Below are 20,753 nucleotides of genomic sequence, written 5' to 3'. Positions count from 1 at the left end.
CCAAGCTTCTTGAGGACGCCGCGGAAGCGCACGACGCCTTTGTCAACACGAGGCGCTTCTGGCGTTGAGGCAGGATGCAGAACCATAGGGACCGACGAAGCTCTAGCACCGCTTGCCAGCAGGCTCGGCTTGGATTTCTTCCGTGATGACTTCGAAGCGGGTGAGCCGGGTAAGACCGAAGCTCGTCGAGATGGCGACGTCATTCGCATCGCATCCGGTCGTCATCAAGATTCTGCCAATGCGAGGCTGGTTGTGCCGTGCATCAAAGGTGAACCAATGGCCGCTGAGATAGGCCTGGAACCATGCGTTGAAATCCATGGGATATGGCATCGGCGGTATGCCGATGTCGCCGAGATAGCCGGTGCAATATCGCGCCGGAATATGCATGCAACGGCACAGCGTGATTGCCAGATGCGCAAAATCGCGACAGACGCCAGTCCGATCGGTTAGCGCGCCGTAGGCGGTCCGCAGCGTGTCGGCGGCCTGGTAGTTGAAGGTGATGTGTTGATGAACGAAATCGCAGATCGCCTGGACGCGCGCCCAGCCGGGTGCGGTATTGCCAAAATTGGCCCAAGCGAAGTCGCCAAGCCGATCGGTATCGCAATAGCGACTGCCGAGAAGAAACCTGAGCACGTAGTCGGGCAGGTCTTTGATATCGTGCTGGATGGCGTCGGCGACCACAATTTCTGGCTTACCGCTGTCATAGATTTCGAAGTTCGTTGAGATCGTTGTGAGCCCGGCGGGCGCCTCAATCCTGGTGCACAGGTTGCCGAAAACGTCGATGTAGCCGCGGGCTTCGACCGGGCGATCGAAGCCGATGATCTGTTCTGTCAAAAGATCGACGCGGCGTGAAGGATGGATCTCAAGGACGAGCAGCATCGGTGTCGGCTGCGGACATTCGTAGCCTAGCTTGAAACCTGCGCGGATACGCATCGAAGCTCCAACGCGTTGATTTCAGCAAACTCCAGACCGTCCGAACGGTTCCGCAAAACATCAGAAGATACTAATCTTTGCCGGCTTCCCTCACCACCTTGACCTCCACCATCATGCCGAGAAAGCTCGACGCGCTGCCGCAGTAGCTTCCCGAAAGTGGGATGGCTTGCCCAGGATGCCTGGCCACAGCCACCCTGATCAGATCCCGGTTGCCGACAATGCCGTTGGTGGGATCGAACTCGACCCAACCCGCGCCAGGCAAATAGACCTGGCACCAGGCATGCGTCGACCCGCCGCCGACGACAGAACCGCTGTCGCGGCTCGGCACATAGACATAACCGGTCACAAACCGGGCGGCAAAACCGAGCGAACGAACCGCTTCCATCATGAACAGCGCAAAGTCCCGGCATGTGCCTCGACGCATGTGCAAGGTCATGAGAGGCGGTTGCGTCCCTGATTCAGTTCGACGCGAATACACAAAGCTCTCGTGGATGGCGTAGCAAAGCGTCATCAGCAATTTGCCGGTCTCGGTGCGCCCTTTGGCGCTCACGAACTGTCGTGCCCATTTGCCGATCTCGTCGCCATCATCCAGGTGATGGCGCTCGATGGTTTGGGTGAGGTCGGTTGCCTCGTCGGGATCATAGGAAAATGGATAGCTGAGTGCTGCGTCATCGATACGGAAATCAGGCGCATGCTGCGGCGTGTGATCGAGCCGGATGTCTGTCACGAAACGCAGTTCGTCGCCCGAGCCGTTGAAATCGATTACCGCAACGCAGTTTCCGAAAACGTCGTGGATCCAGCCAATCTCTTTCGGCTCGGGGTCGACAAACAGGGCGTGATCCAGAAGTCGCTGATCGAAACTGTCGCGCGGCCTGAACATCAGCCGGTGCTCGCCGAACGTCACCGGCTGCTTATAGCGATAGACGGTCATGTGCTTGACTGAAAAGATCGGCATTGGCTTGCGTCGACCACCTGCGATATCAGCGCCATCATATAATCTTTTTTGATGTGCAGCGGACAAAATGGGGCTGCCCTCAAGACGGCCATATCAGGCGGATTGATGAACAGATCGGCACGGCTAGCGCCGAAGTGGTCATGCATGCTGGCCCGCTGCTCTTGGTTCTGTTGCGAGCATGGCCGCGAAAAAAGCTGCGGACGTGCGCCACAGCCCTTTTGCAATCTCTAATTGGTAGACTCTCTCAAGGCCGGGGAAGTTAATCCTTGCGCCGCGGAGGGGCCAAGGCGAGGAACGTCGCAAACGGGAGGAAGCAATGAATGAAGACTACGAACTGGCCATAGACCACGACAAGCCTTACGAAATAACTGCTTTCGCTAAGAAGCACGGCCTTACGACAAGGGCTGCCGAACTGATCCTTTTCGCCTATAGCCCGTCCCGAGTGGCGTGCGATACTGCCGCAACGGCTTTCCTCACCGCCGTCGCCGTGCAAGCCAAGAGACAATCGGCGCGCTAGCTCCGAAAACCGGGAGCGACGGCTGGCGCAGGTCAACTCGCCACCGTCGCATGCACCACATTTGCGAGCGTGAATTTGGATGATGTCCAGGCTGCGCCGATCGACGGCGCAGCCTGGATGTTGAAGACTCAGGTGATGCTTCTGGACCAGTCATCCACCTGGCGCTCTGCCTCTTCCTTGGCGATTCCATAGCGCTCCTGAATACGGCCTGCGAGTTGGTCCCGATTGCCCTCGATGCGATCAAGGTCATCGTCGGTGAGGTCACCCCATTGCTCCTTGGCCCTACCCTTGAACTGCATCCATTTTCCCTTGATTTGATCCCAGTTCATGAATTCCTCCTTTGTTGCTCAAAGGGAAATGCAAACGGACACCACATGTTCCCAACGGCGGACCGCCATGACGATTATTTATTGGGACGATTATTTATTGGCGACATAGCAAAAGCCGCCGGCCGAAGCCAGCGGCCGAAGCAGACGATCCGTGTCTTGAAATCACACTCGACGGCAAGCTTCCTCAGCCGGATCAGGTGGCGCGCGCCAAGGCGATCGATATGACGTTGTCTGCATCCGCGTCCGGTAGATCGAACAGCATCGGGAGTTGGCGGGTCATGGCCATTTCAACGATCAACTCTTCAATGGACGCTGTCGGTAAGTCGGTCTCGACACTATTCGAGATCATCGAGGCAAGCTTGTGGACTGGCACTGGTGCCGACTTCGCACGATCGTCGAGCAACCTGCTGATTTCGATGACAACGTCTGCGTCAATGCTCTTTGGCAATTCGCGCATGGCTTTTCCTCCCTGCCCATATCATGCGCGTGCCAGAGGACTGAGTCTCGAAAAATCGACGTCTGGATTAACCAAAGGCGTGCTCCGGTCTGATCGCTTTGCCCATGCGTCCGGGCTGCGGCGAAAAGGCGCTTTGGTGTCGCATGCGGCAACGAAATCGCCCGTTTCGCGTTGGCCAATCATACATCGTGAGCAAACGCGACAAAGGAGAGTAAAACATGGCAGCCGACGCGGCGAAGCTCTATCCTCGCCACCGGGATCGGATTTCTGGCAGCGAGGATTATGTGGTACGGCATTTTGCCCGGCAAAACGGCATTACCCCGGCGCAAGTCCATCAGTTGATCAGGAGATATGGAAGCGACCGCGCCAAGCTGGTGGCTGCGGCGAAGGAACTTAGCACGTCGCTGCGACCGGATAACCCCAAAGCCATGCTCGCCTCAGGGCGCCGCGCCGGGCGTTTTAGCGCCGGTGTTGATGGAGGAAGTGGCTTGGGGAGGCAGTGAGCCGCCGGCTGAAAAAAATTCCAGACTTCGTTTTCAGACCTTTCGATCCTCGTCGCTGTGGCCGGCTTCTGCTCGCGGTTTGCTTGCTTCAATGGTCGCCTCCAGATCGGACCGGCTGCCGTATCGAACCGAGTAAGCTCGGGTAAATTCGGCGCCCAACAGAAAGATCTCGGACGAATAAAAGACCCACAGCAGCACGACGAGCAGTGCGCCGGCTGCCCCGTATGACGATGCGACGGCGCTGGTCCCGATGTACCAGCCGATCAGCGACTTGCCGATCGTGAAGAGAAACGCCGTTGCTACGGCGCCGACGCCGACGTCGCGCCATTGCAGCGCGCGGTCGGGCAGCACCTTGTAGATTGCCGCAAACAACAGCGCGATAAGTGCAAACGAAACGATGCCGCTGATCGCGCTGAGGATGAGGGTGCCAAAGGGTAGATAAGCGTTGATGATATCTGCAAGCGCCGATATTGCCGCGCTTACGACCAGGGACACCAGCAGCAGAAAGCCAAGCGCCGCGACCAGACCCAGGCTGGCAGCTCGTGCCCGCACGAGACGTGAAATCGATGTGCCGCCCGGTTTGACTTTCCAGATCTCGTTCAGGGCGACCTGCATTTCGCCGAACACGCCGGATGCGGTAACCAGCAGCGTGACGAGCCCCAAAATGCTCGCCAGAGTTCCGGCCTCCTTGTGTGCGGCGTTCTCGATTGTCGCTTGCAGGAGCTCGGCGCTCTGCGGACCCATCAGGCCCGCCATCTGGGCCGAAAGCGCCAGCTGTGCCGCATCGTTTCCGAAGGCCATGCCTGCGATGGCGACCACGATGAGCAGGATCGGCGGAAGCGAGGTCGTGGCATAGAACGCCATCGCTGCCCCGTGGCTCAAGGCATTGTCATTGATGAAGCCGACGATGCTCTCCTTAAGGAGTGTCCAGCCCTCTTTCGCCACATGCCACATGTTTGCCTCGCCTGCTTCTCAAGCAAATAGAGGCAGTACCGCGGCGGACCAGAGCGTGGCAGGCCGCAAACCATCTAGCCCGGGCCAGGATTGGCGGCGGAGGCCGGTCGGCAGCGAACGTCCTCAGTCCCTTTCAGGTTCAGTCTAAGAGCCAAATCCTCTGTGCAGAGCAATCAGGTGACGGATCTTGGCTTTGGCGCGACCTGTCCCGCGGCTCTCCTTGTGAGACCATCCTGAGTCGGGAAGGCCGAGAACGCCGCGATGGCCAGAAAGATCGGAATCCCCAGTTCGAGGATCTCCTCGAACACTGTCGAGGTATCGATCCGGGCGAGATGGATGCCGAGAAATGTGAGATTTGACGGCGCCCCGTCGATGACCTTCGAAAGGACGGCGCAACCGATAGCGGCGGCAATGGCAACGGCAGTCGCCTCGCCATGGCGAAGCCCGTGCGCAAAGCTACGGAGGCCGTCTTTGATGAGAAAATAGAAGGCAACGGCGAGGGCGATAACGACCGTCGCGCCGATCAGCTTTTCCAACAGCGGAACGTCAGGCGAAATGTAGAGGGTGGTCTTGGTGATGTTGTAGGTGGTGAAATGTGCATGGAAGTCCAGCTCGCGCAGGCACATCGCGATTGCGATGGCGACGAGATACCAGCGCTTGAGCAACTCCCGATAGGACATTTCCCGCACAAGCGTCGCCACGACGATCAGGTAACCGGCGGCCGAGAAGACTTCGATGGGACCGCCCTCGCTGAGATAAAACTTCCTGATGTCTTCGGGAAGAAAGGCGAGCGGCAGGGCGATGAGAAAGACAAGCACCAGCAGCGCGAGGCCCATTTGATTGAAATAGTGGCCTTTGCCGTAACCGGTCTTTCTTTCGCTCCACGCCATATCTGTCTCGCCCATGTCTGTCGCACCGACTCTCTATTGATCGTGATTTCACTCAATTTGAAAGATTGGGCCTTTGTCAAGTTGCCGCTCCGTATGCCGCGCCCGATGCCCGGCCGCTTGCCGGCGCTCTGACGGTATGACTGCGCAAGCGTGACGAGCCTGATCCGGCCTAGCGCGGTGATGGCTGTCCTGTCCAGAAACGTGTCTTTGTAGCGACGACGACCCGTTCGCTCATGCCATCTGATCGCCGCCATCCACCCTGCGTCGGTGTTAATCAATCGGCGCCCTACCGCCTGTTGCGTAAAGGCGCTATTGGACGCGCTTATGATGCAACCAACGGAACTGTGACAGTTGTCGCATAATTGATCGGATATTGGTCGAAGTACGGGAACTCGATCACGAAAGCATAGCTGGCCGTGAGATGCGCCATGCGGAAGCCGCCGCTGGGAGGGTCGATTGCTATCGTCACATCGACATCTTTCAATCCCAGACCCAGCAATTTTTCTGTGGCTATGGCCTCTATTTCGGCCTCGGTCAGCGAGTTCTTCAACTGCAGCGCACGTGAGGACGTTTCCAGCGTGTAGCGAACGCTGGCCATGGCATTCAGAGCCCAGCCGAATGCGAAGATACCGAACAAAAGCATTATCAGAAAAGGTGCGATCAGCGCGAATTCCAGCCCAGTCCCGCCTGATGCATCACGGCTGAACGCTCTCGCGATCCGTTTAGCGGACACGGATCACCTCTTGATGGCCGATCTCGCGAGAAAGAGAAAACGCGCCAAAAATGAAGGTCGGGGACCAGGTCGCCGTCGCTTTTATTTCCACGAAGACCGAGGGAGCTTTCGTCCCCCCGTTGCACAGGCTCGATGCATCGACCACGGTGCTTCCGCACATGTATTTCCGGCCCAGTGTAACCTGTGCGCCTTCGGGATGGTTTTCCCAACTCGAGAGGGCGACGGCTTGGGTGGCCGCGTCGTCGGTTGCTCCCTCCATCACAAGATTCGCCGCCGTCTTGACGCTTGCGCGCATCGACATCGAGCTTGATACGAAAGACCAGCCGTCAATGATGCCGAAAACCACCAGGCAAAGGATCGGCACAATCAGGGCAAACTCCACAGCAGCAACACCCGAATCGTTCCGGAAAATCCGACCTGACCGCCGTTCCATGACGGTTACTCGACAAGCTGAACGGATTGCGCGGCCGGAATCTCGCGCATTCCGAGGCTCGTGCAATCCTGCTTGATGCTTGTAGCGCCGGACCACTCTACCGTATCGGCGACGACCTGTGTGCAACCACCTTGGCCAGAGAAATTGCCGAGATATTTAACCTCCTGCGTTGGAAAATACAGAGCACCGGTCAAAAGCGAATCCGCCGTGCCATTAAACGAGTTCGATCCCGCCAGATTTGCTCTGTCGCCGTAAAACAGCACACCCGAATAGGTGCCTGACGTTGGTGCGCTAAGCTTGACGGTGGCCGTGCCGTTCATGCTGACGCCGGAGCTGCCGGCCAGATAGATGATGACTCCGTCGCCGGAAATATTTGCGTTCGCGCTTGCTTTGAAATCGCCCCCCTCAACGACATATACCCCAGGCGAGAGCGTTACATCGCCGCTCAAGCTGAGCCCCTTGCAATATGTTCCAGGTTGCAAGGTCGACCGATTGTCGTTTTGACAGGGGTTCGTGGCTGGCGGCGCCGGCAAGTCGGCAAAAGGATCCGCAACGGGCAGCGCCTGGGTAAGCGGGTTCGCGCAAACGGTTTTTACAACGTTGCTCAATGAAATACCGCCTGCCGATATCAGGCAATCGGCCTCCAGAGATGCCGACCCTTGAAGCTTGAGGGCGTCCGCGGCGATTGAATCCGACATGACGGAGCAGCCGGTCAGCTTGAGGTTCGAACTGCCGGAAAAGAGCGCCGCTCTCGAAGCGGAAGGATTGAGCGCCAGAACGCAGGCTTTTGACGCGTCCGTGATAAGAGCCACGGCCCTTGCCTGTGCGCCGACCGCGCTTTGACTGAAGATCGATGTGAAAAATCGATCGAGCGTCTGATGGACGACTACTTCAACCGCCTTTTTTGCGACATTCGGTCCGGACGATGGAGGCGTGAAGACCTCGATTGTGCCTGTCGATGGTCCCCAGCCGTTCGTGATCGCTGACAGTGTCGCGGCCGAGACAATCGTTGGCTTGTCGGATCCCGAAACTTTTTCCAAAGCGCCAGCATAGGCTGCCGCATCCGCCACCGCCTGTAATTTGAGGCTGCTGTAATACCAATAGGAAGTCTCGACACCGAGCCCCGCTCCGCCGACAACAATCGGCAAAGACAGGGCAAAAATAATAGCAACGTTGCCGGCCTCGCTGATTCGTCGCGGACAACTGAAAAAACGCCTGAAGGTATCGCCACCCCATCCCATTTGCCTATTCAAGCAGCGATGCATAAAGGAATGACTAAGATTTTCACTCGATTTGTTAGCTGCGCTCCTCGCCATCCGCCGACGCTGAACCCAAACCAGGCGCGCGCAGCGGCGTCACAAGTTCTGTTGGCGCTGGATAGAGCGCGGACGTTGGCCCCAAAAAGATCTTCGTTAAGCGTGCGTTGAGTCAGGACGGCAGTGGCTCATAAACTGAAACCCCGACGTATCGATCGTATGAGCCACGATCTTTCTCAGGAAGCTTGTCTCGGGTTACGCGCAATGTGAATCCCCCATGCAAGTGCCCCTTGGCGAGAACCATCCAATCGAAAATATCGTCGCCTACAAATGCAAGTTTCTGGGCGGCCTGATGCCATTTCTGAAGCGCGGGTGGCACCTCGAAAAACGTACCCGAAAATAGCCGCTCCTCAGCATGATAATGTACGGCGGTAACCCAAAGGAAAAGAAAGCTGTCCTCGCCAAGACGTTCGGACTCGTCAGGATCGCGACCGAAGCTTCGCAGAACACAGGGCGTCTGCATTCCTCTCTATGTGTTCGATAACTATCGGCACGCTCGCAAGCGCTCGGTCGTAAGCAGCTAGGGTGGCGGGGTCTGTTTTCGAGATAGCCAGAAAGAGTGGCTCATCCCGCGGCTCGTCGAATTTACCGTTCGATTGAGATTTTTCGCTCATAAAAGACCTCTTGGACTAACCTTGAACGCTCAACGAAACCTCAGCACTCGTGAGGCGGTGTTGCAGCACCAGCCAGAGAGCCCCTCACGCCACCGACCAGCCGCCATCCACCAGTATGTTCGCGCCGGTGATTAGCGACGCTGCCGGCGAGGCCAGGAACACCACGGTGCCCGCGACATCGATCGGATCACCGATGCGGCCGAGCGGGATGTGGCCGAGCACATTCCTATGGAACTCCGGATCGGCGAGCGAGGGCCGCGTTCCGTCGGTCCAGATGAAGGTCGGTGCGACGCTGTTGACGGTGATCTTGTGCTGCGCCCATTCGGCTGCGAGGCAGCGGGTGAGGTGGTTTATCGCCGCCTTAGTCATGCAGTAGATCGCTTCGCCTTTCAGCGTCACCGTGCCGGCCTGCGAACTGATGTTGATGATGCGCCCGGATTTCTGCTCGATCATCAGCCGTCCGACCGCCTGGGTGGTGAAGAACGTCCCCTTGAGGTTGACGTTCACGGTGAGGTCGAAATCCGCTTCGGTCACGTTCTCCGCCAGGTTTTCAGGTCCAAGCCCGACATTGTTGACCAGTACGTCGATGCGGCCGAAGGCTGCGTAGGCGTCGGCGACAGACTTTCGCACGGTCGCCAGATCGGTGACATCCATCTGTACCGCCAGTGCGCGCCTGCCTGTGCGCTCGATCTCGGCGGTGAGATCCGCGCCGTCGGCCGCGCTGCGCACGCCGATGATGACGTCGGCGCCGGAGCCGGCGCAGGCGAGCGCGCAAGCGCGCCCGATGCCGCGCGAGGCGCCGGTGACCAGCGCCACCTTGTCAGCCAGATCGAATTTCGGCGTGAACTCGTTTGTCACCTCAACCTCCCTGAAAAATCCTGTCGGGCGTCGCCCGGACAGGCACACTCCTCATCTCTGAACAGTAACCGGGCGCAAGACTATCCGCTCGCGGTGCGAAAGCCAGCGACAAGAAATTATCGACAGCGGCCGGTTTCGTTGGCAAAAGATTGCCGTTCCCTGCTATTCCCCTTCAAATCAAAAGCAGTGGATTTGCGCATGACCAATGTCGCCTTGACCGGGCTTGCCCGCGATCTCGCCAAGCGCGCCGCGGAAGGCCGTCCGGTGCGCATCGGCGTCATCGGCTCCGGCGAAATGGGCACCGACCTGGTGACGCAAGGCATGCTGATGCCGGGCATTGCGGTGTGCGCCGTCTCGACCCGCCGCCCGCACACCGCGCGTGATGCCGTCCGCATCGCCTATGGCGACGAGGCGATGGCACGGGAGGCCGATACGCCGGCGAAGGTCAGCGAGGCGATCGAGAGCGGAAAAATTGCCATCACCTCGAACGAGATGCTGGTCACCAATCCGCTGATCGATGTGGTCATCGACGCCACCGGCAAGCCCGGCGTCGCCGCCGATTTCGACCTGATGGCGATGGAGCACGGCAAGCATCTGGTGATGATGAATGTCGAGGCCGACGTCACCATCGGCTGCTATCTGAAGCAGCAGGCCGACCGGCTCGGCGTCGTTTATTCGGTCGGCGCCGGCGACGAGCCGTCGAGCTGCATGGAGCTGATCGAGTTCGCCTCCGCGCTCGGCTACACCATCGTCTCGGCCGGCAAGGGCAAGAACAACCCGCTCAACCACGACGCCGTGCCCGATGACTATCGCGCGGAAGCGTTGCGCCGCAACATGAACCCGCGCATACTGGTCGAGTTCGTCGACGGCTCGAAGACCATGGTCGAGATGTGCGCCATCGCCAACGCCACCGGGCTGGTGCCCGACATCGCCGGCATGCACGGGCCCAAGGCCAACCGCGATGAATTGGCCAAGGTGCTCATCCCGCGCGCCGATGGCGGAATCCTGTCGAGGAAGGGCGTCGTCGACTACACCATCGGCAAAGGCGTGGCGCCCGGCGTGTTCGTGATCGTCGAGGCCACGCATCCGCGCATCATCGAGCGCATGGACGATCTGCATATCGGCCATGGACCCTATTACAGCTTCTTCCGGCCCTATCATCTGACCTCGCTGGAAGTGCCGCTCACCGCCGCGCGTATCGCGCTCTATGGCAAGCCGGACATGGTGCCGTTGCCGAGGCCGGTTGCCGAGGTCTGCGCCGTGGCCAAGCGCGATCTGGCGGCGGGAGAGACATTCGACGCGATCGGCGAGACCTGCTACCGCTCCTGGACCATGACTGTCGAAGAGGCCCGCACCAACCGCGCCGTGCCGGTCGGCCTGCTCGAAGGCGGCAAGGTGCTGAGACCGGTCAGCAAGGGCGAACTGCTGACATCAGCCAATGCCGCGCCCGATCCGACAACCAGGCTGTTCGCCTTGCGCCGGCTGCAGGACGAGATGCTGTATGGGGCGGGGTAGTGCGGTGCAGAATTTGATGCCGGCGGGACAGCGCCCCCTCTGTCCTGCCGGACATCTCCCCGACTTGGGGGGAGATCGGCAGCTTGAGCGGCTCCGCTCGAACCTTGGACGCTGGCGATTGGCGAAGGCGGCTGTGACAGTCAATCTCCCCCTAAGTGGGGGAGATGTCCGGCAGGACAGAGGGGGGCATCTTGGCTGCGACGTCGGACAAGCCACTACTTGCCCAACTCGATCGACCGCAGCCGTGCTGCCTCCACCGCTTCAGTGAGCAGGTAGATCAGCCGGTCTTCGCCCATCAGCACGGCAAGTGCGGCGGCCGTTGTGCCATTGGGGCTGGTCACCTGCTGGCGCAGCACGCCCGCATCTTCGCCGCTTTCGGCGGCGAGCGAGGCGGCGCCATAGACCGTCTGCACGGCCAGCAGCCTGGCGGTTTTGGCTGGCAATCCGGCCTTCTCGGCAGCCACGGTCAGTGCTTCGATGAAATGGAAGACATAGGCCGGGCCGGACCCGGACACCGCCGTCACCGCGTCCATCAGGCCCTCGTCGTCGATATCGGTCACTTCGCCGCTCGCCGAAAGCAGGTCGGCAACGAAACGTTTCGTATCGATGCTGACCAGCCGGTTGGAAAACACCACCATCATGCCCTTGCCGATCGCCGCCGGCGTGTTGGGCATGCAGCGCACGATCGGCGCGCGATCGCCCAGAATGGCCTCGAAAGTCGCGACCGGCGTTCCGGCGGCGATGCTGAGGAAGGTGGTGCGGCCGTCATTGAAGCGCTTGTAGGCGGCAGTCACGTCGCGGATCACTTGCGGCTTCACCGCAATGACGACGAGGGCCGGCACCGCGTCCGCTGGAATGGCGCCGGCATCCGCGGCAGCACTGCAGCCCAGCGCTTCGGCGCGCTTGCGCAGATCGGCATTGGGCTCGACAATGAAGACCGCCGCCGGGGGGAGCTTGCCCGATTTCAGCCAGCCGGAGAGCATGGCGTAGCCCATATTGCCGCAGCCGGCGAGAACAAGCCTGATCGTCATGGAAAACCTCCGCTAGAGCATTGGGCCCGTTTTGGGAATATCCGATGCTCAAACCAAAAGATGGCTTCCCATAGACCCTCGCGACCAGGCGGGAAAGCCCTGTTGGGACGAGGATCAGGACGGACCACGAACCGCCATCGGCCTCAGCGACACTTGCCTCAGGCCGAACATGCCGAACACGAAGAACAGCCAGGCCGGATCGGCGCGATGGAAAAAGAAGCTTTCGAGGAAGGCGTTCAGCGCTGCGAACAGCACCACCATCATGAAGAAGTCGCCGAGAAAGATGTTCTCCTTGCGCAAGGGGATGCGCATGTAATCGCGCAGCGGCGCGACAAGGAACGTGTAGACCGCCACGCAAAGCGCCGGGATGCCCATCGGCACTGCGATGTCGAGGTAGCCGTTATGGCCGTGCACGATGGTTCTGATGTCCCAGGCCCGGTCGAAGGGCTGGTCCTGGTTCAACAGCAGCGGCGTGCCCCAGAAGCTCTCGAAGCCGTAGCCGGTCCACGGCCGCTCCGCCAGCATCTCGCCGGCGAACTCCCACAGCGTCGTGCGCCCGGTATAGGTCAGGTCGGGAAAATAGAGTGCAGCCAGATGCTTCACCGGCGGCAGGAAGACTATGCCCAGCGTGCCGATCGCTGCGGCGATGATGGCCAGCGCGAAGCCGAAGGCCAGGATGCGCGACAGCATCACGCCGGCCGCTGAAGCGGTGGCGAACATGCCGAACTCGGCGATCGACAGCGTGTTGGCCAGCGCGATGAAATAGGCGAGCGAAAACACCAACCGCCCGCCCGCGCCGCTGATCGCCGAAAGATAGTCGCGAACCAGCCGCCGTCGCTCGGCCACGAAGGCGCCGATCCGGGCGAGAGGCCGTTTTCCGGGATGTTGCCAGCCTGAGTCATGTGTCGAGACAGCATAGGCCGGAAAGTTTAACGCGCGGTTCTGGGCGCTTTCGATGCTTTCAAGAAGGGCACAACCCAGGAGCGAAACCTTGTCTTCAAGGCAGGGAAATTAACCTTTTGTTTCCTATGCTTGTTTAGCGTGGCTTAACGAATGGCTGACCGCGCGTCCAGGCCGCAAAGGGCAAGCTCCACGACAATGGTCGACAGGCAAAACCGTGAAGATTGGAAGCGCGAGCGGTCCTTGCTGGCGCTCGGTCAGGCGTTGCGCGGCGAAGAAGAACCATCGCTGGTTGCGATCGGCGACCGGGCGTCATGGCGCGAGAATGCCGTAACGCGCCATCGTCGCGCGCGCTCACGCCGCGAGGGGCGAGCGCATCCGGAATTCTCGGCAACCCCGGAGCCCTCGGCGCCCCCGGAACGCTGGGTGACCCCGGAGTTATCGGCAAACGATGAAACTCGGTTTCAAGTCGAGGATGCATCGGCTTCGGCCGCCCGGATGCCGCCTGAGATCGACGACGCCGTTGAAGCGGACTACGCAGACGCCGCGTTCGATCCTCGATACGCCAGGCAGCGGGAGGAGCCGGTTGCTGCCGCTGTTTCCGAGGACCGCCGCTCCGATGCCGACCCCCGATACGCCGCGTTCGAGCCTCGATACGCTGCGTTCGATCCTCGGTCCGCCGGCGAAGACCCTCGATATGCCGGTGACGAGCAGCGGTCCTCGCGCGATGAGGACGACAGATGGAAGCCGTTGATCGATCCGATTCAGGTCGTCCGCGGCATTGCCCGCTCGAAGCTGCTGATCGTCGCCATCACGATACTGGGTGCCACGCTTGGCGTCGCCAACGCGCTGTCGACGCCGAAGAAATACGAAGCCACCGCAGAACTGATCGTCGACCCGCGCGACCTCAAGCTCACCGACCGCGACCTCACCCAATCGGTGGTTGCGTCCGACGCCACGCTGGCCATTGTCGAAAATCAGGTTCGCGTGCTCACCTCCGGCACCGTTCTCAACAAGGTCGTCGACAAGCTCAATCTGGTCAACGATCCGGAGTTCAACGGGCAAGGTTCCGGTGGCCTGGGGGTGATGACGCTGATCCGGTCGATGCTGTCGCGCAATGACGGGCCGGCTGCCGGTGAAGGTCGCCGCCGTGCGCTGGCCGTCGCCAATCTGGCCGAGAGCCTTTCGGTCGAGCGCGGCGGCAAGACCTTTGTCATCTCCGTAAGCGCCACCACGCAAAATGGCGAGAAGTCGGCGCTCATCGCCAACACGATGACGGATGTTTTTCTGCAGACCTTCGGTCAGATCCAGTCCGACACCGCTGGCCGCGCGACCAACGAGCTGACGGGCAGGCTCGACGAGCTGCGCAAGAGCGTGGAAGTGGCCGAGCGCAAGGTCGAGGATTTCAGGGCCGCGCACGATCTCGTCGACGCGCAAGGCCATTTGATCAGCGACGACGGGATGCTCAAGCTCAACCAGCAGCTTGCCATCGCCCGCGCGCGCACGCTGGAACTCAACGCCCGCGCGGCGTCGGCGCGCTCGATCGACGTGAATTCGGTTCTGAGCGGCACCTTGCCGGAGGAGATCAACTCCAACGCCATGAGCGAGTTGCGCTCGCAATATGCGACGCTCAAGCAGGAGGCCGACCGCGCCGCGATCCGGCTCGGGCCGCGCCATCCCGAGCTCCACGCGCTGAATGCCCAGCTTGCCGGATCGCGCGAGCGTATCGCCGGGGAACTGCGCCGCATCGCCTCGTCGCTGCAGGTCGATCTCAGGCGCGCCGTGCAGCTCGAACAGGATCTGGCCTCCCGGCTGGCGCAGTTGAAGGTCCACAGCGGCGACGTCAACAGCGACCTCGTCACGCTGCGCGAACTGGAGCGCGAGGCCGCCGCCAAACGCTCCGTCTATGAACAATACCTTCTGCGCGCCAGGGAGACCGGCGAGCAGAAGGACATCAACACCGCCAACATCAACGTGATCTCCAAGGCCTTCGCCCCGCTCGAGCCGAGCAGACCGTCGCGCGCCATGACGGTGCTTGCCGGCCTGCTGGCGGGGCTTGCTTCCGGTGTCGGCCTCGGCGCCATGCGTGGCGCTTATGCGAGCCTGCGCGAAACCGCCGATTCGCGGCCGCGCCGCCGGGCGGGAGCGCGCCGGACACCCATGGAAGACAAGGCATACCAGGCGTCGCCGCCGCCCCACGCCGGACAGGTGCCTCATCCGCAGCAGCAGTATGCCCAAGCCTCGTCGGACGAGGCAAATCAGGCTTCGAAAGCCGCTGAACAGCAAGCCGCCATCGAGGAAATCCGAGCCAGCTTGCGCGAATTCCGCGAAGCGGTTCGCGAACTCACCGAAAGCCGATCGCGGCGCTATTTCTGAGCGCCGAATGGAATAAAAGCCATCGGTTTCGAGTTAGCGGCATAAGACGGCGCTTTGACGGGATTGCCCGGCCGGATTTTCGTGAGAATGCCGCCCGAAGCAGAACGATATCGAGGGTGGTTGATGGCCGAGTTGATTGACGGAAAAAGCGTTGCTGAAGGCGTAGTGCGGCGCGTCAAGGCCCTGACGATCGAACTGATGGAAAAGGGCGCGCACAAGCCCGGTCTCGCCGTGGTCATCGTCGGCGAGGATCCGGCGAGCCAGGTTTACGTCGCCTCCAAATCCCGCACCGCCAAGGAATGCGGATTTCATTCGGTCCAGCACACGCTGTCGGTCGAAATATCCGAACAGGAACTGCTTGCTATCATCGGCGAACTCAACGCCGACCCCGGCATCAACGGCATCCTGGTGCAGCTTCCGCTGCCTGGCCGCATCGATGCGGGCAAGGTCATCCAGGCAATTGCGCCGCAAAAGGATGTCGACGGCTTCCACTTCATCAATGTCGGCAAGCTCGGCACCGGCGAACTGGAGACGGCGTTCGTGCCTTGCACGCCGGCCGGCTCGATGCTGCTCATCGAGCGCGTGCGCGGCAAGGATCTTTCCGGGCTCAATGCGGTGGTCGTCGGCCGCTCCAATATTGTCGGCAAACCGATGGCCAATCTTCTGCTTGCCGCCAACTGCACCGTCACCATCGCGCACAGCCGCACCAAGGACCTGGCCGCACTGGCGCGCACTGCCGACATTCTCGTTGCCGCTGTCGGCAGACCTGAAATGATCAGGGGCGACTGGGTCAAACCAGGCGCCACCGTCATCGACGTCGGCATCAATCGCATCGCGGCGCCAGAAAAGGGCGAAGGCAAGACCCGCCTCGTCGGTGACGTCGCCTATGCGGAAGCGGCCAAGACCGCCGGCGCCATCACCCCGGTGCCTGGCGGCGTCGGGCCGATGACCATTGCCATGCTGATGGCCAACACGCTAGCTTCCGCCTATCTCGCGGCCGGATTGAAACGGCCGTCTTTCTGAACCTGGAAAGCCCAAAGCTTTGCCGAACCTCACTGTTTCCTCAGAGCGGCCGGTCACCAATGATCCCATTCACGGCGGCCGGCAGTTCGGGTTCCTGCTGGTCGACAAGTTTTCCATGTTCTCGCTGGCCGCCGCAATCGACACGTTCCGGTCGGCCAACCGGCTGCTCGGCCACGATTTTTATGGCTGGACGACGGTGTCGGCCGACGGCGATGCCGTCATGGCCTCCAACGGCCTGCCGCTCAAGATCGACTACGCTGTCGCCGATCTGCCGCCGGTCGATATTCTTTTCGTCTCGGTCGGGCTGACGACCGAGTTTCCCGGCAAGAGCAAGGTGCTGGCGGCGCTGCGCAGCTGGGGCCGGCGCGGCAACGCGCTCGGCGCACTGTCGGTCGGCTCCTATCTGCTCGCCGAGGCAGGCCAGCTCGAAGGCTATCGCTGCACCATCCACTGGGAAAACCGCGCCGGCTTCGTCGAACGGTTTCCCGACATCAACTGCACTGGCAACGTCTTCGAGATCGATCGCAAGCGCTACACCTGCGCCGGCGGCACCACCTCGATCGACCTGATGCTGGAGATCGTGCGCGGTGATTTCGGCTCAAGCCTCGCCAACGGCGTCGCCAACCAGTTCCAGCACGAACGCATCCGCTCCGCTGGAGACCGCCAGCGCGTCGGTCCTGAGCGCGACCTGACCGGCAAATCGGAAAAGCTGCGCCGCATCGTCGAGCTGATGGCCGATCATCTCGACGAGCCGCTGTCGGCGGTGCAGCTCGCCAAGTCGGCGGGCCTGTCGGTGCGCCAGGTCGAGCGGCTGTTCCTGCGCCACCTCAGTGTGACGCCCGGCCGCTATTACATGCGGCTCAGGCTCGAGCGGGCGCGCGAATTGCTGCGCCAGACCAACATGCCGATCCTCGATGTGGCGATCGCCACCGGCTTCACCTCGCACTCCTATTTTGCCCAGAGCTACCGGCTGCAGTTTGGCCGGCCGCCTTCCGAAGAGCGGCGCACGACCTATTGAGTGGTTTGGCGCAGCCAGCGCCGCCAGCCCCTCACGTGCCCCGGGCTTGTATCCTGACGCGGCGTCAAATAGCTTCGCCCCCTGATTTGCAGAGACTGACTGGCAGAGACTGGCTGGCGGCCACTGACTGGGGGAAATTTTCATGGCGGGACTTGCACGGAGCATCGCTGCGGCGGTTTTACTGTTGTGGATGACGACGCTCGGCCTTGCCGCTGAGCGAGTCATCCTTATTCTCGACGCTTCCGGTTCGATGTGGGCGCAGATCGACGGCAAGCCCAAGCTCGAAATCGCCCGCCAATCGCTGCGAACGGTGCTGCAGTCGGTCCCCGCCGACAAGGAAATCGGCTTCATGGCCTATGGCCATCGCGAGAAGGGCAGTTGCGAGGACATCGAGCTCATCGTGCCGCCGCAGGCCGGCTCGGCAGCTGCTGTTTCCACTGCCGCCGACAGCCTGAAATTCATCGGCAAGACGCCGCTGACGTCAGCCGTCAGGCAGGCGGCCGAGGCGCTGAAATACACCGAGGACAAGGCCACCGTCATCCTGATCACCGACGGCCTCGAGACCTGCAAAGGCGACCCCTGCGCGCTCGGCAAGGAACTGAGGGCTGCCGGTGTCGATTTCACCGTAAACGTCGTCGGCTTCGGCCTGACCGCGGACGAGGGCAAGCAGGTTGCTTGCCTCGCCGACAACACCGGCGGCAAATACATCCAGGCGTCGGATGAGAAGGCGCTGCAGGACGCGCTGGTCGAGACCATCGCCGCCGCACCTGCACCGGCGCCCGAACCAGCGCCTGCGCCGCAGCCGGCTGCCGCGCCGGAAAAACCGGAGTTCAACTTCATGCCCGCAGTGGTGCTCGCCGAGGGCGGCGATCCCGTCACCGACGGCAATTCCTGGGAGATCTACAAGGCAAAGTCCGACGGCACGCGCGGCGACTACGTCGCCACCGAATACGGAGACTATAAAGGCAAGTTGGAGCCGGGCGATTACACAGTCGTGGCGCGCCATGGCGAGGCCGGGACCGAACAGAAGATCACGGTCGAGGCGGGCCAGGTCTACAAACCCCTCTTCGTGCTCGATGCCGGCACGCTCATCATTCATCCGCGGCCAAGTGAGGGAGCGGATGTCGCCGATGGCGCTGCTGTCGTGATCGCCTATCCGGGCGTCGATATGCCGGCGACCTATTATGGCGACACCAAGGTGGTGTTGCCGGCCGGCGATCAGAAAGTGACGGTCAGGATCGGGCAGGGCGAGGTTACCGAAACCATCCCGCTCACTGCCGGCAAGGTCGTCGACAAGGATATCGTCGTCGGCGTTGGCCATGTCGTTGCCAACGCCTACTATACTGCCGGCGGCGACAAGGCGGACGGTTCGGGCATCGGCTTCAAGGTGTTCAAGGCAAAAAAGAAGATCGACGGAACGAGGCAAGATGTGGCTTATGCCTATGGCCCCGACAGCAAGTTCGATCTGCCGCCTGACGACTATGTGCTGACGGCGACGGTCGACCTTGCCGTCGTCGAGCAGCCGTTCAGCGTCAGGGCTGGTGAGCATCAGGATGTTAAGATCGCCATCAATGCCGGCGTGCTGGCGATCACCGCGCCAGGAGCTTCGAAGATCGAGATTTTCGATGCGAAGAAGGACATCAACGGCAACCGCAAGTCGCTCGGCTACGCCTATGACGAGAAATATCAGGCGGCGCTGCCGGCCGGCGACTACGCCGTCGTCTCGCAGATGTTGGACAACAGCTCAAGGGAAAGCACGGTAACCATCAAGGCAGGCGAACGAGCGGAACTGACGGTGCAGTAGGGACGTAATTCGGCGCCAGTGTCGATTTGCTCGCGACGGGAACCCGCCCGGCCTTGAAGGCGCAAGGTGTCGAGGCGATCGACTGATTGTTGGACAGGCCTACGCCCCACAATTGCCGAGCCTGGCCTATGGATTGCGGCCGGCGCTGTTCCTACAGATCGGACTGGCATTCGCATTTCTACCTCGCAGGCAGCGTCGGCGCGACTGGTCGGCTGAACGTCCGAAATGGTAGAATGTTTCCACTCGTCTCGTCGATCGGAACGAGCAGGTAGCGTCATTTTGCGACATTCATGGCCCTTCTCAAAAGCTGCCCTTCGCGCAACCTCGGCACTCTATGGCAGCATCGAGATCAGCGGCTTCGACGAGGATGCGATCCGTGAACGTCGGCGATTATTCACTTTCTTCCTTGCGCTGTCGTGAGGACGGGTTGCTCTTGGCGAATTCTTCCGCGGCGATGCGGATCGCCTGCTGTGTCGCTGGGTAGCCGCTATAGGGCGCGAGATTGACCAGCGTTTCTATGATCTCTTCCCGGCTCGCACCAACGTTCGAGGCGGCGTTGATGTGGACCCGCAAAGGGGTTTCCGTCGTCGCGGAACCGATGGCAGCCAAAGCCGCGCAGGCGCTGAGTTCACGGGTCTTCAGATCGATGCCACTGCGCGAGAACACCTCGCCATAGGAATGCTCGACGATCATACGCCCGAGGTCCGGCGCGATGTCGTCGAAGCTACGCACCACGGCGTCGCCTGAAGCCGCTGAGCTTTTCGCGAGCAGAGCGTTCCCCCGCTCCAGTCGGTCCGAACGGCTTCAGGGCGATCATCCGCTGCGGGTGATCCGGACGATTGTGAGCGAGGCGCTCGGCGCGCCGGAGCGTGAGTTCATGGCGCTCTATTCGCCGATCGGACGGCCGTCGATCCCGCCGGAGAAACTGCTGCGGGCGATGCTCCTTCAGGCGTTCTACTCGATCCGCTCGGAGCGGCTCCTGATGGAGCGGCTGAGACTGCCGAGGCTTTCGTGGTAGCGGCGGTGGTTGTAATGGTCGACAACGGCCGCGATCTGCCGCTCGAGATCGCCCGGCAGGAAGTAGTCTTCGAGCAGGATGCGTTTCTTCAGCGTCTGGTGCCAACGCTCGATCTTGCCCTGGGTCTGAGGATGACAGGGTGCACCGCGGGTGCTCCATGCCTTGGCCGGCTAGCCGATCTTGCGCTTCGGGATCGGACACCTTTGCCGATGGCGTGCCTAATCTTGAAGAAGAAATCCGGCGTACGGACGTCATGGCGCTGGTCCAGACGGGTGACGGCGTCCATTGCGGCGACGGCAAGGCCTCCACGAACGAATTCTACGGGTCCTGAGCGGAGTTCCAGTGCGCGGATCTGGTCTCATGTCGGTGCTCCGGGTTCGAACCCAAGGACGCCGGCACTGCATGCGAGCAACAAAACCGGAATCCTCCTTGCGCGGCCGGCATGAAACCGAAGCGAAGAATACGGCTGCTGATTGTCATTGCAAAGCAAATGCCTATTCAGAACCGCAGGACGGTCTTTTCCGGAAAAGTTTTTTCCGAAATAGGTCATGCTTTCCATATGCGTGACCGTCCGGT

The 20,753-nt window shown here is 61.1% G+C and carries 20 protein-coding genes and 3 pseudogenes; 8 read left to right on the top strand and 15 right to left on the bottom strand.

Features of this window, described 5'->3' with window-relative positions; translation table 11 throughout:
* Positions 1-102 precede the first annotated feature (102 nt).
* Both AC0L16_RS19285 and AC0L16_RS19280 read right to left on the bottom strand, forming a co-directional pair.
* On the bottom strand, positions 103-933 hold the full coding sequence (locus AC0L16_RS19285) for a transglutaminase-like domain-containing protein (protein WP_473622578.1): 831 nt from the start codon (positions 931-933) through the stop codon (positions 103-105).
* Between the two features lie 70 nt (positions 934-1,003).
* Positions 1,004-1,888, bottom strand: coding sequence for a transglutaminase family protein (locus AC0L16_RS19280; RefSeq protein WP_473622576.1), 885 nt, complete (start codon positions 1,886-1,888; stop codon positions 1,004-1,006).
* 316 nt (positions 1,889-2,204) lie between these two features.
* Between AC0L16_RS19280 and AC0L16_RS19275 the strand changes: the two genes are divergently transcribed.
* Positions 2,205-2,405 (top strand): hypothetical protein, encoded by a 201-nt coding sequence (locus AC0L16_RS19275; protein WP_473622575.1) that lies wholly within the window; start codon positions 2,205-2,207, stop codon positions 2,403-2,405.
* Positions 2,406-2,533: 128 nt separating this feature from the next.
* Here AC0L16_RS19275 and AC0L16_RS19270 read toward each other — a convergent pair whose 3' ends face one another.
* Both AC0L16_RS19270 and AC0L16_RS19265 read right to left on the bottom strand, forming a co-directional pair.
* Complete coding sequence (locus AC0L16_RS19270; RefSeq protein ID WP_473622574.1) at positions 2,534-2,734, bottom strand: CsbD family protein; 201 nt, start codon at positions 2,732-2,734, stop codon at positions 2,534-2,536.
* A 193-nt stretch (positions 2,735-2,927) separates the two neighbouring features.
* Positions 2,928-3,191, bottom strand: a complete 264-nt coding sequence (locus tag AC0L16_RS19265) for a hypothetical protein (protein WP_287056029.1) — start codon at positions 3,189-3,191, stop codon at positions 2,928-2,930.
* A 218-nt stretch (positions 3,192-3,409) separates the two neighbouring features.
* Here AC0L16_RS19265 and AC0L16_RS19260 point away from each other — a divergent pair, with 218 nt between their 5' ends.
* Complete coding sequence (locus AC0L16_RS19260) at positions 3,410-3,694, top strand: DUF3606 domain-containing protein (protein WP_473622572.1); 285 nt, start codon at positions 3,410-3,412, stop codon at positions 3,692-3,694.
* 33 nt (positions 3,695-3,727) lie between these two features.
* Here AC0L16_RS19260 and AC0L16_RS19255 read toward each other — a convergent pair whose 3' ends face one another.
* The 7 genes from AC0L16_RS19255 to AC0L16_RS19225 form a co-directional block, all read right to left on the bottom strand.
* The gene (locus tag AC0L16_RS19255; RefSeq protein ID WP_473622571.1) at positions 3,728-4,648 is read right to left on the bottom strand and encodes a YihY/virulence factor BrkB family protein; all 921 of its coding nucleotides are present in this window, start codon (positions 4,646-4,648) and stop codon (positions 3,728-3,730) included.
* 173 nt (positions 4,649-4,821) lie between these two features.
* Positions 4,822-5,553 carry a hypothetical protein gene (locus AC0L16_RS19250; RefSeq protein WP_473622570.1) on the bottom strand — a complete coding sequence of 244 codons (732 nt, stop codon included), beginning with the start codon at positions 5,551-5,553 and terminating at the stop codon, positions 4,822-4,824.
* 307 nt (positions 5,554-5,860) lie between these two features.
* Positions 5,861-6,271, bottom strand: a complete 411-nt coding sequence (locus AC0L16_RS19245; protein WP_473622568.1) for a TadE/TadG family type IV pilus assembly protein — start codon at positions 6,269-6,271, stop codon at positions 5,861-5,863.
* On the bottom strand, positions 6,261-6,704 hold the full coding sequence (locus AC0L16_RS19240; RefSeq protein ID WP_473622567.1) for a TadE/TadG family type IV pilus assembly protein: 444 nt from the start codon (positions 6,702-6,704) through the stop codon (positions 6,261-6,263). The genes AC0L16_RS19245 and AC0L16_RS19240 overlap by 11 nt, the downstream gene beginning before the upstream one ends.
* Positions 6,705-6,709: 5 nt before the next feature.
* The gene (locus AC0L16_RS19235; protein ID WP_473622565.1) at positions 6,710-7,945 is read right to left on the bottom strand and encodes a TadE/TadG family type IV pilus assembly protein; all 1,236 of its coding nucleotides are present in this window, start codon (positions 7,943-7,945) and stop codon (positions 6,710-6,712) included.
* Between the two features lie 187 nt (positions 7,946-8,132).
* Complete coding sequence (locus AC0L16_RS19230; protein ID WP_473622564.1) at positions 8,133-8,483, bottom strand: DUF2314 domain-containing protein; 351 nt, start codon at positions 8,481-8,483, stop codon at positions 8,133-8,135.
* 235 nt (positions 8,484-8,718) lie between these two features.
* Entirely contained in the window at positions 8,719-9,492 is a 774-nt protein-coding gene (locus AC0L16_RS19225; RefSeq protein WP_473622563.1) for an SDR family NAD(P)-dependent oxidoreductase, read from the bottom strand.
* Positions 9,493-9,690: 198 nt separating this feature from the next.
* Between AC0L16_RS19225 and AC0L16_RS19220 the strand changes: the two genes are divergently transcribed.
* Positions 9,691-11,007 carry an NAD(P)H-dependent oxidoreductase gene (locus AC0L16_RS19220; RefSeq protein ID WP_473622562.1) on the top strand — a complete coding sequence of 439 codons (1,317 nt, stop codon included), beginning with the start codon at positions 9,691-9,693 and terminating at the stop codon, positions 11,005-11,007.
* Positions 11,008-11,222: 215 nt separating this feature from the next.
* On the opposite strand, the gene proC is transcribed toward AC0L16_RS19220, so the two are convergent.
* Together proC and AC0L16_RS19210 are read right to left on the bottom strand one after the other, a co-directional pair.
* Positions 11,223-12,038 (bottom strand): pyrroline-5-carboxylate reductase, encoded by an 816-nt coding sequence (gene proC / locus AC0L16_RS19215; protein WP_473622560.1) that lies wholly within the window; start codon positions 12,036-12,038, stop codon positions 11,223-11,225.
* Between the two features lie 114 nt (positions 12,039-12,152).
* Positions 12,153-12,701, bottom strand: a pseudogene (locus tag AC0L16_RS19210) (O-antigen ligase family protein); the annotation flags it as partial.
* 435 nt (positions 12,702-13,136) lie between these two features.
* Between AC0L16_RS19210 and AC0L16_RS19205 the strand changes: the two are divergent.
* From AC0L16_RS19205 to AC0L16_RS19190, 4 genes are all read left to right on the top strand, one after another.
* Positions 13,137-15,314: a GumC family protein gene (locus AC0L16_RS19205; protein ID WP_473622588.1), complete on the top strand. Its 2,178-nt coding sequence runs from the start codon at positions 13,137-13,139 to the stop codon at positions 15,312-15,314.
* 123 nt (positions 15,315-15,437) lie between these two features.
* The gene (gene folD / locus AC0L16_RS19200) at positions 15,438-16,337 is read left to right on the top strand and encodes a bifunctional methylenetetrahydrofolate dehydrogenase/methenyltetrahydrofolate cyclohydrolase FolD (protein ID WP_473622559.1); all 900 of its coding nucleotides are present in this window, start codon (positions 15,438-15,440) and stop codon (positions 16,335-16,337) included.
* A gap of 19 nt (positions 16,338-16,356) precedes the next feature.
* The gene (locus tag AC0L16_RS19195) at positions 16,357-17,355 is read left to right on the top strand and encodes a GlxA family transcriptional regulator (RefSeq protein ID WP_473622558.1); all 999 of its coding nucleotides are present in this window, start codon (positions 16,357-16,359) and stop codon (positions 17,353-17,355) included.
* 142 nt (positions 17,356-17,497) lie between these two features.
* Complete coding sequence (locus AC0L16_RS19190; RefSeq protein ID WP_473622556.1) at positions 17,498-19,159, top strand: vWA domain-containing protein; 1,662 nt, start codon at positions 17,498-17,500, stop codon at positions 19,157-19,159.
* 390 nt (positions 19,160-19,549) lie between these two features.
* Here the strand turns inward: AC0L16_RS19190 and AC0L16_RS19185 are convergent, their stop codons facing one another.
* Positions 19,550-19,891, bottom strand: coding sequence for a carboxymuconolactone decarboxylase family protein (locus tag AC0L16_RS19185; RefSeq protein ID WP_473622555.1), 342 nt, complete (start codon positions 19,889-19,891; stop codon positions 19,550-19,552).
* A 67-nt stretch (positions 19,892-19,958) separates the two neighbouring features.
* On the opposite strand from AC0L16_RS19185, the pseudogene AC0L16_RS19180 reads away from it, so the two are divergent.
* Positions 19,959-20,153, top strand: a pseudogene (locus AC0L16_RS19180) (transposase); the annotation flags it as partial.
* Here the strand turns inward: AC0L16_RS19180 and AC0L16_RS19175 are convergent.
* A pseudogene (locus AC0L16_RS19175) lies at positions 20,150-20,326 on the bottom strand (integrase core domain-containing protein); the annotation flags it as partial. The pseudogenes AC0L16_RS19180 and AC0L16_RS19175 overlap by 4 nt on opposite strands.
* Between the last annotated feature and the right edge of the window lie 427 nt (positions 20,327-20,753).

Source organism: Mesorhizobium sp. WSM4848 (genome assembly GCF_055811375.1).
Note: the sequence above shows the minus strand (reverse complement) of the source record. Positions and strands in the feature narration are given on the sequence as shown.

Excerpts from the sequence above, each read along its gene's own strand:
- AC0L16_RS19285 (WP_473622578.1), bottom strand. The coding sequence starts at position 933 with ATGCGTATCCGCGCAGGTTTCAAGCTAGGCTACGAATGTCCGCAGCCG.
- AC0L16_RS19280 (WP_473622576.1), bottom strand. The coding sequence starts at position 1,888 with ATGCCGATCTTTTCAGTCAAGCACATGACCGTCTATCGCTATAAGCAG.
- AC0L16_RS19275 (WP_473622575.1), top strand. The coding sequence starts at position 2,205 with ATGAATGAAGACTACGAACTGGCCATAGACCACGACAAGCCTTACGAA.
- AC0L16_RS19270 (WP_473622574.1), bottom strand. The coding sequence starts at position 2,734 with ATGAACTGGGATCAAATCAAGGGAAAATGGATGCAGTTCAAGGGTAGG.
- AC0L16_RS19265 (WP_287056029.1), bottom strand. The coding sequence starts at position 3,191 with ATGCGCGAATTGCCAAAGAGCATTGACGCAGACGTTGTCATCGAAATC.
- AC0L16_RS19260 (WP_473622572.1), top strand. The coding sequence starts at position 3,410 with ATGGCAGCCGACGCGGCGAAGCTCTATCCTCGCCACCGGGATCGGATT.
- AC0L16_RS19255 (WP_473622571.1), bottom strand. The coding sequence starts at position 4,648 with ATGTGGCATGTGGCGAAAGAGGGCTGGACACTCCTTAAGGAGAGCATC.
- AC0L16_RS19250 (WP_473622570.1), bottom strand. The coding sequence starts at position 5,553 with ATGGGCGAGACAGATATGGCGTGGAGCGAAAGAAAGACCGGTTACGGC.
- AC0L16_RS19240 (WP_473622567.1), bottom strand. The coding sequence starts at position 6,704 with ATGGAACGGCGGTCAGGTCGGATTTTCCGGAACGATTCGGGTGTTGCT.
- AC0L16_RS19235 (WP_473622565.1), bottom strand. The coding sequence starts at position 7,945 with ATGGGATGGGGTGGCGATACCTTCAGGCGTTTTTTCAGTTGTCCGCGA.
- AC0L16_RS19230 (WP_473622564.1), bottom strand. The coding sequence starts at position 8,483 with ATGCAGACGCCCTGTGTTCTGCGAAGCTTCGGTCGCGATCCTGACGAG.
- AC0L16_RS19220 (WP_473622562.1), top strand. The coding sequence starts at position 9,691 with ATGACCAATGTCGCCTTGACCGGGCTTGCCCGCGATCTCGCCAAGCGC.
- proC (WP_473622560.1), bottom strand. The coding sequence starts at position 12,038 with ATGACGATCAGGCTTGTTCTCGCCGGCTGCGGCAATATGGGCTACGCC.
- AC0L16_RS19205 (WP_473622588.1), top strand. The coding sequence starts at position 13,137 with ATGGTCGACAGGCAAAACCGTGAAGATTGGAAGCGCGAGCGGTCCTTG.
- folD (WP_473622559.1), top strand. The coding sequence starts at position 15,438 with ATGGCCGAGTTGATTGACGGAAAAAGCGTTGCTGAAGGCGTAGTGCGG.
- AC0L16_RS19190 (WP_473622556.1), top strand. The coding sequence starts at position 17,498 with ATGGCGGGACTTGCACGGAGCATCGCTGCGGCGGTTTTACTGTTGTGG.